This is a genomic window from Methylobacterium sp. UNC300MFChir4.1 (assembly GCF_900110155.1).
Classification (GTDB): Bacteria; Pseudomonadota; Alphaproteobacteria; order Rhizobiales; family Beijerinckiaceae; genus Methylobacterium.
This window is the reverse complement of record NZ_FOCS01000016.1, coordinates 44,269-59,753: the sequence shown is the minus strand read 5'-3', so window position 1 is coordinate 59,753 and position 15,485 is coordinate 44,269. Positions and strand designations below refer to the sequence as shown.

Genomic DNA, 15,485 nt, shown 5'->3' with positions numbered 1-15,485 from the left:
GGCCGGGCCGCCACGGCTGCCTAGGCCCGGACAGGAGATCGGTCCCCAGCATGCCGGATTCCGGTGATCCGATCCCGAGGACGATGCCCTACCTGCCGCAGCTCGACGGGGTGCGGGCGCTCGCCATCCTGATCGTGTTCGCGGCCCATTGCGGCTACGGCCACGTGGTGCCGGGCGGCTTCGGCGTGACCGTCTTCTTCTTCCTCAGCGGCTACCTGATCACCACGCTCCTGCGGATCGAGCGGGCGCGGACCGGGACGGTGTCGCTTCCGGCCTTCTACCTCCGGCGGAGCCTGCGCATCCTGCCGCCCATGTACCTGACCCTGCTCGCCTCCGGCGCGCTCTACGCGGCGGGGTGGCTCGACTGGATGCCGGTCGCGCCGGCGGCGGTCCTCGGGCAGGCGACCTTCCTGACGAACTATCCCGGCCTGTTCGGCACCGAGGCGGTGCTGCCGGTGCCGCTCTGGAGCCTCGCCATCGAGGAGCACTTCTACCTCGTCTTCCCGCTGGTCTTCCTGCTCTGGCTCGGGCGCCTGCGGCCGCGCCGCGCGGCCCTGGCCTGCCTGGGGCTCTGCGCGGCCGTCCTGGCGATCCGGTGCGTCAACGTCTGGCGGCTGCCGGATTACAGCCTGAACTACAGCTGGACCCACACCCGGATCGACGCGATCCTGTTCGGGTGCTGCCTCGGGCTGTGGAACAACCCGGTGGTCCCGGCCGACCGGGCGAGGCGCCCCGCGCCCTGGCACGTCGCGGCGAGCCTCGCGGTGATCCTCGGGACCCTGGCGGTCCGCGATCCCGCCTTCCGGGAGAGCCTGCGCTACACGCTCCAGAGCGCCGCCCTGTTCGTGCCCTTCGCGTACCTGCTGCACGGCGAGGGACCTCTGGTGCGGCTGCTGGCCAGCCGGCCTATGCGCCGGCTCGGTCTCTGGTCCTACAGCTTCTACCTCGCGCACATGACCGTGGTGGCCCTGGTGCTGCACCTGCGGCCCGGGCTGCACGGCGTCGGCCTGATGCTGGCGGCCTTCCCGGTGACCCTGCTGTGGTGCTGGGGCATGTACGGCCTCGTCGAGCGCCCCTGCGCGCGCCTCCGCCGCCGGCTCCTGGCGGACCGGCCGCCGGAGCCGAGCCTGGCCGAGGACGGCCGCCGGGCCGGCGTCACGCCCGCCTGAGCTTCTCGCGGGCGGCCCTGTGGTCGGGCGCTGCCTCGAAGGCCGCCTTCATCGCGTGCCACAGGGGCTTGCGCCGGAACTGCGCGTCGAGCGGCAGCGCCCGCTGCGGCAGGCCGTCGGGCCGCTTGCGGTAGGGGTGGTCGTTCAGCCACGTGTCCGGGTCGTAGATGTCCCAGGTCAGGACGTCGAGGCAGGCGGGCTCGTCCAGCACCACGTCGAGGTAGCGGCGGGCGTAATCGGCCACCATCCGGTCGCGGGTCGCCACGTCGGACGGGAAGTCGCGGTCGTCGATGTCGAGCTCGGTGATCTCGATGCCGAGACCCATCTGGCCGATCTCCCGCAGGAAGCGCCGCAGCTGGCCCTGGTCGATCGGGATCGTGCTGGTGAGGTGCGACTGGAGCCCGAAGCGCCGGATCGGCACGCCCCGGGACCGCATCGCCTCCAGGCGGCGCAGGACCTTGGTGCGCTTGGCCTCCATCCAGGGCACGCCCTGCTCCACCGCGTCCTCGTTCCACGTGCCGGCGGCGGCCGGATCGGTCTCGTGCAGGATCCGGAAGGCGAGGTCGACGTAGCCGGGCCCGATCGCGGCGAGCCAGGGCGAGTCGCGCAGGCCGCCGCCGCGGTCGGGATCGGACTCGTTGCCGAGGATCTCGTTGACCACGTCCCAGGCGACGATCTGGCCGCGGTAATGGCCCGCCACCGTCTCGATCCAGCGCCGCATGAAGTCCTCGGCCTGGACGGCGCTCGCCCGGCCGAGCAGCGGTCCGACCCAGGGCGGCAGCGCCGCGTGCCAGACGAGCGTGTGGCCGCGCATGCGCTGGCCGTTCGCTCTCGCGAAGCGCAGGATGGCGTCGCCGCGGGCGAAGTCGGTCTTGCCCGGCGCCGGCAGGACCTCCTCCATCTTCATCTCGGTGCCGCAGACGAGGATGCCGCATTCCCGCGCCACCGCCTGCCGGTAGGCGGGCGTCGCGTCGAAGCGGTGGAACGGCACCTCGCAGCCGTATGTCAGGCCCTTGGCGGCCGCGGCGGCCTGGAGGCTGTCGGCCGACCAGGACGGCCGGCCGAGGGGACCGAACCCCGCCGGGCCGGCCGCGCGCGCCGCGCCGGCGAGGCCGAGGGCGGCCGCGCCGGCGAGGATCGACCGGCGGTGCGGGAGAGGGGGCATCCGGGTGCTTCGTTCCGTGACATGCCCGCCACCCTAGCAGAAGCCGCCGCGGCGGCGATCCGCAGGTTCTGCCGGGGCGGCGCGGGACCGCGGCGCGAACTCGCCTTCCGCCCGGGGCGCCCCATCTGATGGGCGCCCGTCAGCCGAGGATCCGTCATGAGCCAGCACCCCGCGATCAGTCCGGGCCGCAGCGCGGTCGTCACCGGGGCTGCGAGCGGCATCGGGCTCGCCGCCGCGCAGGCCTTCGCCCGGGCCGGCATGAACGTCTGGCTCGCCGACCTGCCGGGCCCGGCCCTGGACGCGGCCCGGGCCGCCGTCGCCGAACTCGCCGCCGTCGAGGTGCGCGCCGTGCCCACCGACGTGTCGGACCGGGGCGCCGTCGAGGCCCTGGCGGCCGCCGTCGCCAAGGGCGGGCCGCCCGCCCTGGTGATGCTGAACGCCGGGATCGAGGCCGGCGGAAAACTGTTCTCCGACGCCGACACTTGGACGCGGATCCTGGGCACGAATCTCGGCGGCGTGGTCAACGGCATCCACGCCTTCGCGCCCGGCATGATCGAGGGCGGCAGGCCGGGGGCGATCGTCGTCACGGGCTCGAAGCAGGGCATCACCACCCCGCCGGGCAACGCGCCCTACAACGTCTCCAAGGCGGGCGTGAAGGCGGTCACCGAGGCGCTCGCCCACGAGCTTCGCAACCGGGAGGGCTGCCACACCACCGCCCACCTGCTGATCCCGGGCTTCGTCTATACCGGGCTCACCAAGGCCCGCGGCGTCGCCGAGAAGCCCGCCGGGGCCTGGACGCCCGACGAGACCGTGGCCTTCCTGCTGGAGCGGCTCGCCGCCGGCGATTTCTACATCCTCTGCCCGGACAACGAGACCACCCGCGCCCAGGACGCGAAGCGGATCGCCTGGGCGTCCGGCGACATCGTCGAGAACCGGCCCGCCCTCTCGCGCTGGCATCCGGACCACGCCGAGGCGTTCAAGCGGTACATGGCGGGGTGACCCGCGCGGCCTCGCGCTGCCCTGGGTCACTTCGCTCCGCTCGTGATGACGGAGTGTGTGAAGGCGGCCTGGGGGGCCGCGATGAGCCAGACAACGCCGTCTTTGCGAGCGCAGCGAAGCAATCCAGGGATCCGCGACGCCGGACCCGTTCACGCGAGATCGGGATACAGGTCGTTCCAGTCCGGATTCATCGCCTCGATCAGGGCGAGCTTCTTCTTCCGTGAGCCCGCCTTGATCTGCTTCTCGCGGGTGATGGCCTCATTCATCGTGGGATAGCGCTCGTACCAGACGAGGCGTTGGCAAGCGTAGCGGCTCGTGAAACCGGGAAGCAGCCCCTCCCGGTGCTCGTGGACCCGCCGTGCGAGGTCCGAGGTCACGCCGGTGTAGAGCGTGCCGTTGCGGCGGCTCGCCATGATGTAGACGGCCGGCTCGCGCATCGTGCTGTCCTTCGGCGCCGCCGCGCTGCCCTGGGTTGCTTCGCTGCGCTCGCAAGGACGGAGCGTGGCAGCGTGGACTTGCCCGGATCTGTCCCGGCCGCCCCCTGAACCGGACAGCGCTGGCCTGCACCCCTCGTCTGGCGAAGCCCTTGCACACGGGCTAGGTCAGTGCGACGCAGCCGCCGCACGAGACCAGCGCACGACAACCGGGAGCCGCACTTGGCCACGATCATCCCCGTCGCTTCCTTCGACTGCGTCGTGTTCGGCGCGACCGGCGATCTGACCGCGCGGAAGCTCCTGCCGGCCCTGTTCTACCGATTCCGCGACGGCCAGATCCCCGAGACCAGCCGGATCATCGGCGCCTCGCGCTCGGAACTGTCCCTCGACGCCTTCCGCGAGCACGCCCGCGACGCGCTCAAGCGCTTCGTGCCGGCGTCCGACCTGTCCGACGACATGCTCCACCGCTTCCTCGACCACGTCGACTACGTCGCGGTCGACGGCGCCGGCGACAGCGGCTGGACCGACCTCGTCGCCAAGCTCGACGAGCGGCCCGACCAGGTCCGGCCCTACTACCTCGCCACCTCGCCCGACCTCTACGGCTCGATCTGCCGCAACCTCGCCGCCCACGGGCTCGTCGGCGAGAAGTCCCGCGTCGTGCTGGAGAAGCCGATCGGCAAGGACCTGAAATCGGCCCGGGCGATCAACGACGCGGTCGGCGAGGTCTTCCCCGAATCGCAGATCTTCCGGATCGACCACTATCTCGGCAAGGAGACGGTCCAGAACCTGCTCTCGCTCCGCTTCGCCAACACGATCTTCGAGCGGCTCTGGACCTCCGACGTGATCGACCACGTCCAGATCACGGTCGCCGAGACGGTGGGGGTCGAGGGCCGGGCCGGCTACTACGACACGTCGGGCGCGATGCGCGACATGCTGCAGAACCACATCCTGCAGCTCCTCTGCCTCACCGCCATGGAGAGCCCGCTCAATCTCGAGGCGAACTCCGTCCGCGACGAGAAGCTCAAGGTGCTGCGCGCCCTGAAGCCGATCACCAGTCAGGACATCCCGCTGGTGACGGTGCGCGGCCAGTACGTGGCGGGCGCCGTCGACGGCAAACCCGTCGAGGGCTACCTCGCCGAACTCGGCCACGAGAGCCGGACCGAGACCTTCGTGGCCATGAAGGTCGAGATCCAGTCCGGGCGCTGGGCCGGGGTGCCGTTCTACCTGCGGACCGGCAAGCGCCTGCCCCAGAAGCTGTCCGAGATCGTGGTGCAGTTCCGCGCCTCGCCGTTCTCGATCTTCCCCGAGGAGGCCTTCGGCCGCGAGCCCAACCGCCTCGTGATCCGCCTGCAGCCGCAGGAGGGCATGAAGCTCGAGGTGATGACCAAGGATCCGGGGCCCGGCGGCCTGCGGCTGCGCCCGACCGACCTCGACATCTCCTTCGAGGAGACCTTCAAGCAGCGCTACCCCGACGCCTACGAGCGCTTGCTGATGGACGTGGTCCGCGGCAACGCGACGCTGTTCATGCGCCGCGACGAGGTCGAGGCGGCCTGGGCCTGGGCGGACGGCGTGCTCAAGGCCTGGGCCGACCGGCCCGAGGCGCCGCGGCCCTACCCGGCCGGCAGCTGGGGCCCGACCGCCGCCATCGCGCTGATCGAGCGCGATGGCCGGACGTGGCACGAGGAATTGCGGTAACGACGCGCCGCGGCTCATGGCCAAGCTGCCTTGATACGGTCAAGCCGGATGTGAAATCTGTCGGCGCTGCCGGATACCGCCCCGCCAGAGGGTGGAGACGGCGCAGCACGAGGGATCATCACATGCTGGACCATCATCGGGACGCGGCCGTCCAGGCCGAGCGTCGCCTGGAGCGTTCGGTCGCCGCCGCCCTGCGCGTCATCGCGGCCGCTTACGACGAGCGGCAGGCGCCGCCGGTCACCGCGGCCCGCCGCCGCCTGAGCGAGGTCTACGGCGCCACCCGCCTGGCCCGGCGCCTGGAGCAGGAGCGCCGGACCGCCTGAGACACGCCGTCTTCGCGAGCGCGGCGACGCGATGACGGAGCCTACACGGCGGCGTCCCAGGTCTCGCTGAGGGGGACGGTTCCGCGGACCAGCCGGGCGCGCAGCACGACGTCGCCCGGCGGCACCGGCTCCGGCGGGCGCCACTCGACGTAGATCCGCCAGCCTCCGGTCTGCGGCACGAAGTTGGCCACCGGATCGTGCAGCGTGCCGGCGCTGGCCGAGACCTCCGCGTCGACCGCGTCGTCGGGACCCTTCGGCAGGCCCGGACCCTCGAAGTCGATGACGCAGAGCCGCCGCCGCGGGTCGGGCGGGTTCGACGGGCGCAGGCGCTCCGCCGAGCCGAGTCGCGTCGACGTCACCCGGGCGAGGGCGGTCTCCGGGATCGCCGGCACGGGCTCGGCCCCCACCGTGGTCAGCCCGTAGCGGACGTGCAGCGGCGCGCCGGGCTGCGCCGGGGCCGCCGGCACGAAGGCCGCCACGATGTTGTCCATGTACTCCTCGCCCGACGGGATCTCGAAGAGCTGCACGGCGCCGTCCGCGAAGGCGCCCCCGGCGGAATCCGGCGCCACCCACAGGCCCGGCCGCGCCTCGTGGCGCGCCTCCACGTCGAGGTAGGCCGCGAAGCTCCGCTCCCGCTGCAGCAGCCCGAAGCCGGCGAGCGGCCGGGCCGCGAAGGCGGAGATCTGCGGCTGCGCCCGCCCGTTGACCAGGGGCCGCCAGATCCGGTCGATCCGCGCCGGGTCGGCCCCCGCCGCGACGCAGAGCCCGTCGGAGTCGTGCACCTGCGGCCGGAAATCGTCGAACGGCTTGGCGCCCCGGGCCCCGGGCCCGTTCTGGCCGTACAGGAACATGCTGGTGAGCGGCGCCAGCCCGAGCTTCGGGAGCGCCCGGCGCGGGTGGAGCGCCGCCGTGACGGCGATCCGGGCCGGGTCGCCGGGCGCGATCTCGAACCGGTAGGCGCCGGCCACGCTCGGGCTGTCGAGGAGGGAGAGCACCGTGAGGGTGCGCGCCTCCGGCTCCGGCTCGCAGATCCAGTGGGCGACGAAGTCGGGGAATTCCTCGCCCTCCGGGGCGCCGGTGCCGATGGCGAGCCCCCGGGCCGAGAGCCCGTATTCCTGGTTCGCCGCCCGCAGGCGGAAGTAGGAGGCGCCCAGGAAGACGAGGAACTCCTCCTGGAAGCCCTTCGGCCGCCAGGCGGGCGTGTCCGGGAAGGCGTAGTGCAGGCGGAAGCCCGCGAAGCCGAGATCCGCCGGGAAGCCCTGGCCGGCGAGCCGCGTGCCCAGGTCGAACAGCCCCGTGTCGTAGGGGATCGGCCGCGCGGGCCCCCGGAGCGGCTGGAGGTGGAGCGCCACGCGCCGGCGCTGCAGGAAGCCGCGGTGGAACAGCTGGGCGCTGAAACGCGCGCCGAGCCGCAGGCCCGCGTCCGGCCGGAAGGTGATCGCCCGGTAGCCGTCGTAGTCGAGGGCGGCGAGCGCTGGCGGCAGGTCCTCGGGCGGCGGGGCGTAGGGCGCTGCGGCGCGCCGCGCCGCCTCGGCCGAGAGGGTCTCGAAGGTCATCGCGTCGCCCTGCGGCGGAAGCGCCGGCCCGGCCCACGTTCTGGACCCATTCAGATCCGTCGCGCTAGGTAGAACCGTGCCGGCAGCCGCGGCCAGGACTGTTCGAAGAACGCGGCGCCGGGAGGGGGGATTGATCCGTTCGGCTTCCGGCGGCCTGGGCTGCCGGGTCGGCTCCGTATCCTCACCCCGCACATCGGTATCCACGGTCATCGGTTCCCGGCCCCGCACGGCCGGGCGGCCGGCAGCCTTCCACGGTCGAGTTCCTCGCGCCATGTCGTCACGCGTCACCTCCTCCGCCGAGCGGTCGCACCGGAACGCGGCTCCCGCCATACCCGATCCGTCGGAGAACGCAGCCTGCCGCGAGGTCTGGACCGACGCGCCGCGCGGCGCCCTGCGCGCCCGCCGCCTCGCCCTGGCCGTCCCGAGCCTCGCCACCGCCGGCGGCCTCGTCTGGCTCGCCGCGCTCGCCTACCCGGCGGGTGTCAGCCCGCTGGCCTGGGCGGTCCTGGTGCTGTTCGGCCTCGTGATGGGCTGGCAGGCCTTCGTCGCCTGCCAGTACGTCTACGGGTTCGTCGCGGCTCTCCTGGGCGATCGGGCGAAGTCCGCGCTGGAGCGCCGCTCCGAGCAGGCTGGCGCCGGCCCGGACGGGGCCGGTCGCACCGCCGCCGTGGTGGCAATCCACGCCGAGGACGCGGTCGCGGTCTTCGCCCGCCTGCGGGTGATGGCCCGGTCGCTCGCCCGCGCCGAGGCGCGGGGCATCGACATCTTCGTCCTCTCCGACACACGGGACGGCGCGATCGCCGCCGTGGAGGAGCACGAGTACGCCCGCATCCAGGCCTGGGCGGCCTCCGACCCGGCGCTGCCGCGGATCCGCTACCGGCGCCGGACGGAGAATGTCGGCCGCAAGGCCGGCAATATCGGCGAGTTCTGCCGCACCTACGGCGGCGAGTACGCCTTCATGATCGTGCTGGACGCCGACAGCCTGATGACCGGCGCGGCCATGGGCCGCCTCGTCGGGCTGATGCAGGCGAGCCCGCGCACCGGCCTGATCCAGACCGTCTCGTACGCGGCCGGCCGGGACACGCTCTTCGCCCGCATCCAGCAATTCGCCGTCCGCCTCTACGCGCCGCTGGCCTTGCGCTGCCTGGAGACCTGGCAGGGCCCGGAGGGCAGCTACTGGGGCCACAACGCGATCCTGCGGGTCGAGGCCTTCGCGGAGAACGCGCAGCTCCCGAAGCTCCCGGGCCGGGAGCCGCTCGGCGGCGAGATCCTGTGCCACGACATCGTCGAGGGCGCGCTGATGGTGCGCGCCGGCTGGGAGGTGCGGCTGCTGCCCGAGATGGGCGGCACCTGGGAGGAGATGCCCACCAACCTCGTCGACCTGCTGGGCCGCGAGCGCCGCTGGTGCCAGGGCAACCTCCAGCACCTGCGGGTGCTGCCCTGGGCGGGCCTTCACGGCGCGAGCCGCTGGCACCTCCTCGTCGGCATCCTCTCCTACGGGGTGCTGCCGCTCTGGATCGCCTTCCTGGGCCTCGCCGCGTGGCAGGCCGCCCGGACCGGCGATCTCGGCCTCCTGGCCTACGGGCTGACCGGGCAGGGCGCCGCCGCCCACGCGCTCGCCGCCCTCAGCGTGGCCGTGCTGGCCCTGCCCAAGCTCCTGAGCCTCGGCCACGTCCTCGCCTCCGCGGAGCGCCGGGCGGCCTTCGGCGGCACGCGGGCGCTGCTCGCGAGCGCCGCCCTGGAGCAGGCGGTGTGGGTGGTCCTGTGGCCGGTCCTGACCCTGTTCACCGCCGGCGCCGTGGTCTCGACCTTCTTCGGCCGGGTGGTCCGCTGGGAGACGCAGGACCGGGACGACCGGCAGGTCTCCTGGGCGGAGGCGTTCCGGCTCCAGGCCGACGCCGTGGTGGTCGGCGCGCTGATGGTGCTCGCCCTGGTCCTCGTCGGGAACCCGTGGCTCGCCCTCTGGCTGGCGCCGATCGCCCTGGCGCTGCTCACGAGCCCGGCCCAGAGCGTCTGGACCAGCCGGGCCGATCTCGGCCGCGCCGCCCGGGCGCGGGGCCTGTTCCTGAACGCCGACGACACCGCGCAGGCGCCGGAGCTCGCCGAACTCGCCCAGCTGCGCGGTCTGCCCGCCGCCCCGGCCCCGCTCCGCCCGGCCGCGCGCGAACCGGCGATCTGGCTCGCCGCCGACGAGGCCTGACGGGGGGCGCGAACGCGCGGATCCGCGCCCGTCATCCCGGCTCTTACGGCCAAGCTGCCACAGTGTTGCCATCGAGTCACGGGCGGGCGGAACCGCCCCGGCCGGGCGGTTTCAGGCTTGGATTTGAGGCGCGAGCGTTTACCCCTTGGCGAGGATCGGCACGGCATCGTGCCGCGGTCTTCGCCGCGTTCCCGCCATAGTCCGCGCCTGCCCCGAGAGGCTTTGATGCGTCGTTTTCTCCCCGCCCTGATCGGGCTTCTCGGCGCGGCCGCCTGCGCCGCGCCGGCACTGGCCTACGAGATCGACCCGCTGACCCGCCAGCCGCTGAACGACGCGCTCACCGTGCGCGTCCGCCCGCAGGCCGTCGAGACCGTCGCGGTGCCGGTGGCCAATGCTGCCCTGAACCCCGCCGACCCGCTGAGCGCCGACGCGGCGGTCCCGCAGATGTCGGCGATCCCGCGCGAGACGGTGGCGTATAACGGCCCCTACGGCGCCGGCACGATCGTCGTCTCCACCGCCGAGCGGCGGCTCTACTACGTGCTCGGCGGCGGCCAGGCCCTGCGCTACGGCGTCGGCGTCGGCCGGCCGGGCTTCACCTGGGGCGGTGTGCAGACCATCACGATGAAGCGCGAGTGGCCGGATTGGCGCCCGCCGTCGACCATGCTGAAGCGCCGGCCCGACCTGCCGCGCTACATGAAGGGCGGTCTCGAGAACCCGCTCGGCGCCCGCGCCATGTATCTCGGCGGCTCGATTTACCGCATCCACGGCTCCAACGAGCCGGAGACGATCGGCACCGCCGTCTCGTCGGGCTGCATCCGCATGACCAACGACGACGTGACGGACCTCTACACCCGCGCCAAGGTCGGCACGAAGGTCATCGTCCAGCGCTGATTCCTTTTCGGAGCTTCGACGAGGGGGCCGGCCGCGAGGTCGGCCCTTTTCGCGTTTCGTAGGGTTTCCGGTCGATGGCTTCGGCGCGGCCGTCTTTGCGAGCGGAGCGAAGCAATCCAGCGGCGCCACGCCTGCAGAGGTCGCGCTGCCCTGGGTCACTTCGCTTCGCTCGTGATGACGGGATAGGCACATCAACCGAAGCGTTCAAACGGAAACCGGATCACGGCAGCGTGACCAGCGCGTCCGGACGCTTCACCTCGATCTCGACGAACGCGATCGGGTGGTCGGACCCGTTCATCACGTCGTGCCGAATGCCCGCCGGGCGCATGTAGGATTGCCCGGCCGCGAGGGCCGTCTCGCTGACCGCCGCGCCGTCGTGAACGCGCAGGATCCCGTCCACCAGCATCACCACGAAGTAGGGCCAGCCGTGCTCGTGCCAGCCGGTCACGCCGCCGGGCGGGAAGTCCCAGCGGGTGATGCGCACGGCGGCGTCGTCCTGCTGGATCGTGGGCGTCGCGGGGATGGTGCAGGCGAAGGCCATGGCGGCTCCGAAGGTGCGGGCTGACAGGTGCGCGGCTCGACTCTGCCGTCATCGCGAGCGCAGCGAAGCGACCCAGGGGTGCGCGACGCCGAAAATCGTGGCGCCACTCTGGATTGCTTCGCTCCGCTCGCAAAGACGAGGCTCGGGGCCGGAGTGAGCGGGAGCAGCTGCCCTCAGTGGCAGCCGCACGAGCCCGACCCGCAGCCCCCGCCCTGCTTCACCGGGGCGGTGCGCGCGGTCTCGCGGTCCAGGCCGCGCTCGGCGAGCTCGCCGAGATAGGTGTTCCAGCGCGTCTCGTACTCGCGGCCCAGGGTGTGGAGGTAGCCCCAGCCGTAGATGCCGGTGTCATGCATGTCGTCGAAGCCGAGCTTCACCGCGTAGTTGCCGACCGGCTCCACCGCCAGGATGGCCACGGCGCGCTTGCCGCCGATCACCTTCCGCTCCAGCGGCGAGTGGCCCTGCACCTCGGCCGAGGGGCTCGACACCCGCAAATACTCGGCCGGCAGGGCGTAGCGGGCCCCGTCCTCGAAGGCGACGTTGAGCACCCGCCGGTCGGCCGACAGGCGGATCTCGGTCGGCCACAGATCCTCGCTCACGGGTCACACTCCTCACGCAATCTGGGACTGCGGCGCGGGATCGGCTTGCCCGCGACCGCCGGTGGCATCATATGCCGGACGATGCTCGATGACAGCTCCCTGACGCCGCAGACGTCCGCGGTCGGCGCGCCCGCCGGGCCCGCGCCGCTGATCGACCCATTCCAGCGGGCGATCTCGTACCTGCGCATCTCGGTGACGGATCGCTGCGACCTGCGCTGCGCCTACTGCATGTCCGAGCACATGGAGTTCCTGCCCAAGCGCGACCTGCTGACCCTGGAGGAGCTGGACCGGCTCTGCGGCGTGTTCATCGCCCGGGGCGTGCGCAAGCTCCGGATCACCGGCGGCGAGCCGCTCGTGCGCCGCGACATCATGCACCTGTTCCGCCGGCTCTCGCGTCACCTCGATTCGGGGGCGCTGGAGGAGCTGACGCTCACCACCAACGGCACGCAGCTCACGCGCTACGCCGACGAGCTGGCGAGCCTGGGCGTGCGCCGGATCAACGTCTCGCTCGACACCCTCGACCCGGACAAGTTCCGGGAGATCACCCGCCGCGGCGACCTGAAGGTGGTGCTCGACGGCATCGCGGCGGCGCGGGCCGCCGGGATGAAGGTGAAGATCAACGCGGTGGCGCTGCGCGACGTCAACGCCGACGAGATCCCCGACATGATCGCCTGGGCCCACGGCCTCGGCATGGACATGACGCTGATCGAGGTGATGCCGCTCGGCGAGATTGAGGCGGACCGGACCGACCAGTTCCTGCCCCTGTCGGTCGCCCGGCAGCGCCTGGAGACCCGCTACACCCTGACGCCGCTGCCCGACCGCACCGGCGGCCCGGCGCGCTACGTGCGGGTCGAGGAGACCGGCGGGAAGCTCGGCTTCATCACGCCGCTGACCCATAATTTCTGCGAGAGCTGCAACCGGGTCCGCCTGACCTGCACGGGCCAGCTCTACATGTGCCTCGGCCAGGAGGATTCGGCCGACCTGCGCGCGGTCCTGCGCGCCTCCCAGGACGACGCGGTGCTGGCCGCGGCGGTGGTCGAGGCAATCACCCGCAAGCCCAAGGGCCACGACTTCGTCATCGAGCGCCAGCGCCCGGCCGCCGTGCCGCGGCACATGAGCGTGACGGGGGGCTGACCGCCTCCGTCTTTGCGAGCGCAGCGAAGCAACCCAGGGCAGCGGGCCCTTCCCGGACGTAGCGCATCCCTGGATTGCTTCGCTGCGCTCGCCAGGACGGACGCGCTCACATCTCCTCGTCGGCGTAGCGGGCCTGCTGCCGCCCGCGCTGGCCGGATCCCCGCCGCGGCGCGCCCGCGCTGATTCCCGCCACCAGGTCGGCGATGTGGCGGAGCGTCTCCACGGAGAGCGCCTTCTCGCCCTCGCCGCGGCCCTGCGGGATCAGCGCCTTGGCGAAGCCGAGCTTCTGCGCCTCCTTCAGCCGGGAGCCGGCCTGCGCCACGGGCCGGATCGCCCCCGACAGGCCGATCTCGCCGAAATAGACCGTCTCGGGCGGCAGCACGGCCCCCGACAGCGACGAGACTAGCGCTGCCGCCACCGCCAGATCCGCTGCCGGCTCGGTGATGCGCAAGCCTCCGGCAACATTCAAATAGACGTCGTGGCTGCCGAGCCGGATGCCGCCGTGGGCTTCCAGCACGGCGAGCACCATCGACAGACGGTTCGGGTCCCAGCCGACCACGGCGCGCCGGGGCATGCCGAGCGATGAGGGCGCCACCAGCGCCTGGATCTCCACCAGCAGCGGCCGCGTGCCTTCCATGCCGGCGAAGACCGCGGTGCCCGCCGCCTGATGGTCGCGGCCCGCCAGGAACAGGGCGGAGGGGTTCGGCACCTCGCTGAGGCCCGCGTCGGTCATCTCGAACACGCCGATCTCGTCGGTGGGCCCGAACCGGTTCTTCACGGCGCGCAGGATGCGGAAATGGTGGCCCTGGTCGCCCTCGAAGGAGGCGACCGCGTCGACCATGTGCTCCACCACGCGGGGACCGGCGATCTGCCCGTCCTTGGTGACGTGGCCGACCAGGATCACCGCCGTGCCGGTGGTCTTGGCGAAGCGGATCAGCGCCTGCGCGGAGGAGCGCACCTGCGTGACCGTGCCGGGGGCCGATTCCACCGTCTCGGTCCACATAGTCTGGATCGAGTCGATGATCGCGAGCGCGGGCGGGCGCCCCTGGCTCAGGGTCTCGACGATGTCCTCGACGTTGGTCTCGGCGGCGAGCTGGACCGGGCGCGCGCTCAGGCCCAGCCGCTCGGCCCGCAGGCGCACCTGCCCGACCGCCTCCTCGCCCGAGATGTAGGCGACCCGCTCGCCCGTGCCCGCCATGGCGGCCGAGGCCTGCATCAGCAGGGTCGACTTGCCGATGCCGGGATCGCCGCCCAGCAGGATCACCGAGCCGCGCACGAAGCCGCCCCCGGTCACCCGGTCGAGCTCGCCGATTCCCGAGGGGATGCGCGGCGCCTCCTTGGCCTCGCCGGTCAGACCCTCCAGGGGGAAGACTCGGCCGCGGTTGCGCGACGGCCGGGTCGCCGCCGGCCCCGACTGGCCGGGCGCCGAGGGCGCCTCCTCGACGATCGTGTTCCAGCCGTTGCAGGCCTCGCAGCGTCCGCGCCAGCGATTGTAGACCGCCCCGCAGGACTGGCAGACGAAGGTCTGATGGATCTTGGCCATACGGGTCCGGGCGCCGACGATCCGGCGTGTCAGGGTGGAGTCGGGTCAGCCTACATAAGTTCGAACATACCGAGAACCCAGCCCGGTCAGGATCTCGTACCCGATCGTGCCGGCGGCGCGGCCGACCGCGTCGATGTCGAGGCTGTCGCCGATCAGCACCGCTTCCGCGCCGCGCCGGGCCGCGGGTGCCGCCGTGACGTCGAGGATGATCAGGTCCATGGAGACGAGGCCCAGGATCGGGCACGGGACGCCGCCGACCAGCGCGTGGCCGCGGCCACTGATCGCCCGGGGGAAGCCGTCGGCGTAGCCGAGCGAGAGCGTCGCCAGCCGGCTCGGCGCGGCGGCGGTCCAGCGGCCGTTATAGCCCGCGGTCGCACCGGCCGCGACGCCGCGCACCTGCGCGATCGCCGCCTCCAGCCGCACCACCGGGCGCATCGGGTTCGCGGCGCCCGGCGTCGGGTTGCCGCCGAACAGGGCGTAGCCCGGCCGCAGCAGGTCGTGCCGGGCCCCGTCGAGGAAGACCCCGGACGAGTTCGCCAGCGAGGCCCGGAGCCCGGGATAGGCCGCCCGGACCCGCGCGAAATCGGCGATCTGCCGGGCGTTGACCGGGTCCTCCGGCTTCTCGGCGCTGACGAAGTGGCTGAGGAGCAGGTCGATCCCGGCGGCCGCGATCCGCGCGTCCCCGGCGAGGTCCAGCGCCTCGGGCACCGACAGGCCGAGCCGGTTCATGCCGGTATCGACGTGGAGCGCCGCGGGCGGCCGGCTCCCCGGGAACGCCGCCCAGTCCGACAGCTCCTCGACGCTGCCGAGCACCGGGCGCAGACCGTAAGCCACGAAGGCCGCCGCGGCGCCCGGGGGCAGACCGTTCAGGACGTAGATCGCGGCGTCCGGCAGGGCGGCCCGGGCGGCGACGCCCTCGGACAGGTGCGCGACGAAGAAGGTCCGGCATCCGGCGGCCCACAGGGCCGGCCCGACGCGGCCGACGCCGCAGCCGTAGGCGTCGGCCTTCACCACGGCGGCGCAGTCGGCGCCCGCGCCGCGGGCCGCCAGGACCCGCCAGTTGGCCGCGATCGCCCCGAGGTCGATCGTCAGCCGGGCGCCGTGGGCGCCGATCTCCGTCACAGGTCCGGCCTCGGACACGCGGAACGCCTCCATCCATTCGCCACCGGGAGTCCGGACGCGCGGACCGGACCCCGGGCGCGACCCATAGCACCGGGACGGTGCCCGGGTGGAGCCGGG

General features: G+C 72.9%; 14 protein-coding genes. 7 read left to right on the top strand and 7 right to left on the bottom strand.

Annotated features, from left to right (window positions below; genetic code table 11):
* Positions 1–50 precede the first annotated feature (50 nt).
* Entirely contained in the window at positions 51–1,169 is a 1,119-nt protein-coding gene (locus BMY19_RS20410; protein ID WP_100252765.1) for an acyltransferase family protein, read from the top strand.
* Here BMY19_RS20410 and BMY19_RS20405 read toward each other — a convergent pair.
* On the bottom strand, positions 1,156–2,334 hold the full coding sequence (locus BMY19_RS20405) for an endo-1,4-beta-xylanase (RefSeq protein ID WP_100252764.1): 1,179 nt from the start codon (positions 2,332–2,334) through the stop codon (positions 1,156–1,158). The genes BMY19_RS20410 and BMY19_RS20405 overlap by 14 nt on opposite strands.
* 156 nt (positions 2,335–2,490) lie before the next feature.
* On the opposite strand from BMY19_RS20405, the gene BMY19_RS20400 reads away from it, so the two are divergent.
* Positions 2,491–3,333, top strand: a complete 843-nt coding sequence (locus BMY19_RS20400) for an SDR family NAD(P)-dependent oxidoreductase (protein ID WP_100252763.1) — start codon at positions 2,491–2,493, stop codon at positions 3,331–3,333.
* A gap of 149 nt (positions 3,334–3,482) precedes the next feature.
* Here the strand turns inward: BMY19_RS20400 and BMY19_RS20395 are convergent, their stop codons facing one another.
* On the bottom strand, positions 3,483–3,770 hold the full coding sequence (locus BMY19_RS20395; RefSeq protein WP_020093814.1) for a GIY-YIG nuclease family protein: 288 nt from the start codon (positions 3,768–3,770) through the stop codon (positions 3,483–3,485).
* 219 nt (positions 3,771–3,989) lie between these two features.
* Between BMY19_RS20395 and zwf the strand changes: the two genes are divergently transcribed.
* Positions 3,990–5,462, top strand: coding sequence for a glucose-6-phosphate dehydrogenase (zwf, locus tag BMY19_RS20390; RefSeq protein WP_091681801.1), 1,473 nt, complete (start codon positions 3,990–3,992; stop codon positions 5,460–5,462).
* Between the two features lie 122 nt (positions 5,463–5,584).
* Positions 5,585–5,785, top strand: coding sequence for a hypothetical protein (locus BMY19_RS20385; RefSeq protein WP_100252762.1), 201 nt, complete (start codon positions 5,585–5,587; stop codon positions 5,783–5,785).
* A 41-nt stretch (positions 5,786–5,826) separates the two neighbouring features.
* Here the strand turns inward: BMY19_RS20385 and BMY19_RS20380 are convergent, their stop codons facing one another.
* Positions 5,827–7,341 carry an OpgD/OpgG family glucan biosynthesis protein gene (locus BMY19_RS20380; protein WP_100252761.1) on the bottom strand — a complete coding sequence of 505 codons (1,515 nt, stop codon included), beginning with the start codon at positions 7,339–7,341 and terminating at the stop codon, positions 5,827–5,829.
* A gap of 271 nt (positions 7,342–7,612) precedes the next feature.
* Here BMY19_RS20380 and mdoH point away from each other — a divergent pair, with 271 nt between their 5' ends.
* Both mdoH and BMY19_RS20370 read left to right on the top strand, forming a co-directional pair.
* A complete protein-coding gene (gene mdoH / locus BMY19_RS20375) occupies positions 7,613–9,541 on the top strand; it encodes a glucans biosynthesis glucosyltransferase MdoH (protein WP_091681797.1) in 1,929 nt (642 codons plus the stop codon).
* A 225-nt stretch (positions 9,542–9,766) separates the two neighbouring features.
* Positions 9,767–10,432: a L,D-transpeptidase gene (locus BMY19_RS20370; RefSeq protein ID WP_091681796.1), complete on the top strand. Its 666-nt coding sequence runs from the start codon at positions 9,767–9,769 to the stop codon at positions 10,430–10,432.
* Positions 10,433–10,652: 220 nt separating this feature from the next.
* Here BMY19_RS20370 and BMY19_RS20365 read toward each other — a convergent pair whose 3' ends face one another.
* Positions 10,653–10,973: a cupin domain-containing protein gene (locus BMY19_RS20365; protein ID WP_020093808.1), complete on the bottom strand. Its 321-nt coding sequence runs from the start codon at positions 10,971–10,973 to the stop codon at positions 10,653–10,655.
* A gap of 173 nt (positions 10,974–11,146) precedes the next feature.
* Positions 11,147–11,569 carry a gamma-butyrobetaine hydroxylase family protein gene (locus BMY19_RS20360; RefSeq protein ID WP_056523722.1) on the bottom strand — a complete coding sequence of 141 codons (423 nt, stop codon included), beginning with the start codon at positions 11,567–11,569 and terminating at the stop codon, positions 11,147–11,149.
* Positions 11,570–11,650: 81 nt separating this feature from the next.
* Here BMY19_RS20360 and moaA point away from each other — a divergent pair, with 81 nt between their 5' ends.
* Complete coding sequence (moaA, locus tag BMY19_RS20355; protein ID WP_100252760.1) at positions 11,651–12,703, top strand: GTP 3',8-cyclase MoaA; 1,053 nt, start codon at positions 11,651–11,653, stop codon at positions 12,701–12,703.
* Between the two features lie 106 nt (positions 12,704–12,809).
* On the opposite strand, the gene radA is transcribed toward moaA, so the two are convergent.
* Positions 12,810–14,246, bottom strand: a complete 1,437-nt coding sequence (gene radA, locus BMY19_RS20350) for a DNA repair protein RadA (RefSeq protein ID WP_091681792.1) — start codon at positions 14,244–14,246, stop codon at positions 12,810–12,812.
* A 45-nt stretch (positions 14,247–14,291) separates the two neighbouring features.
* The gene (gene alr / locus BMY19_RS20345; RefSeq protein WP_139215652.1) at positions 14,292–15,401 is read right to left on the bottom strand and encodes an alanine racemase; all 1,110 of its coding nucleotides are present in this window, start codon (positions 15,399–15,401) and stop codon (positions 14,292–14,294) included.
* Between the last annotated feature and the right edge of the window lie 84 nt (positions 15,402–15,485).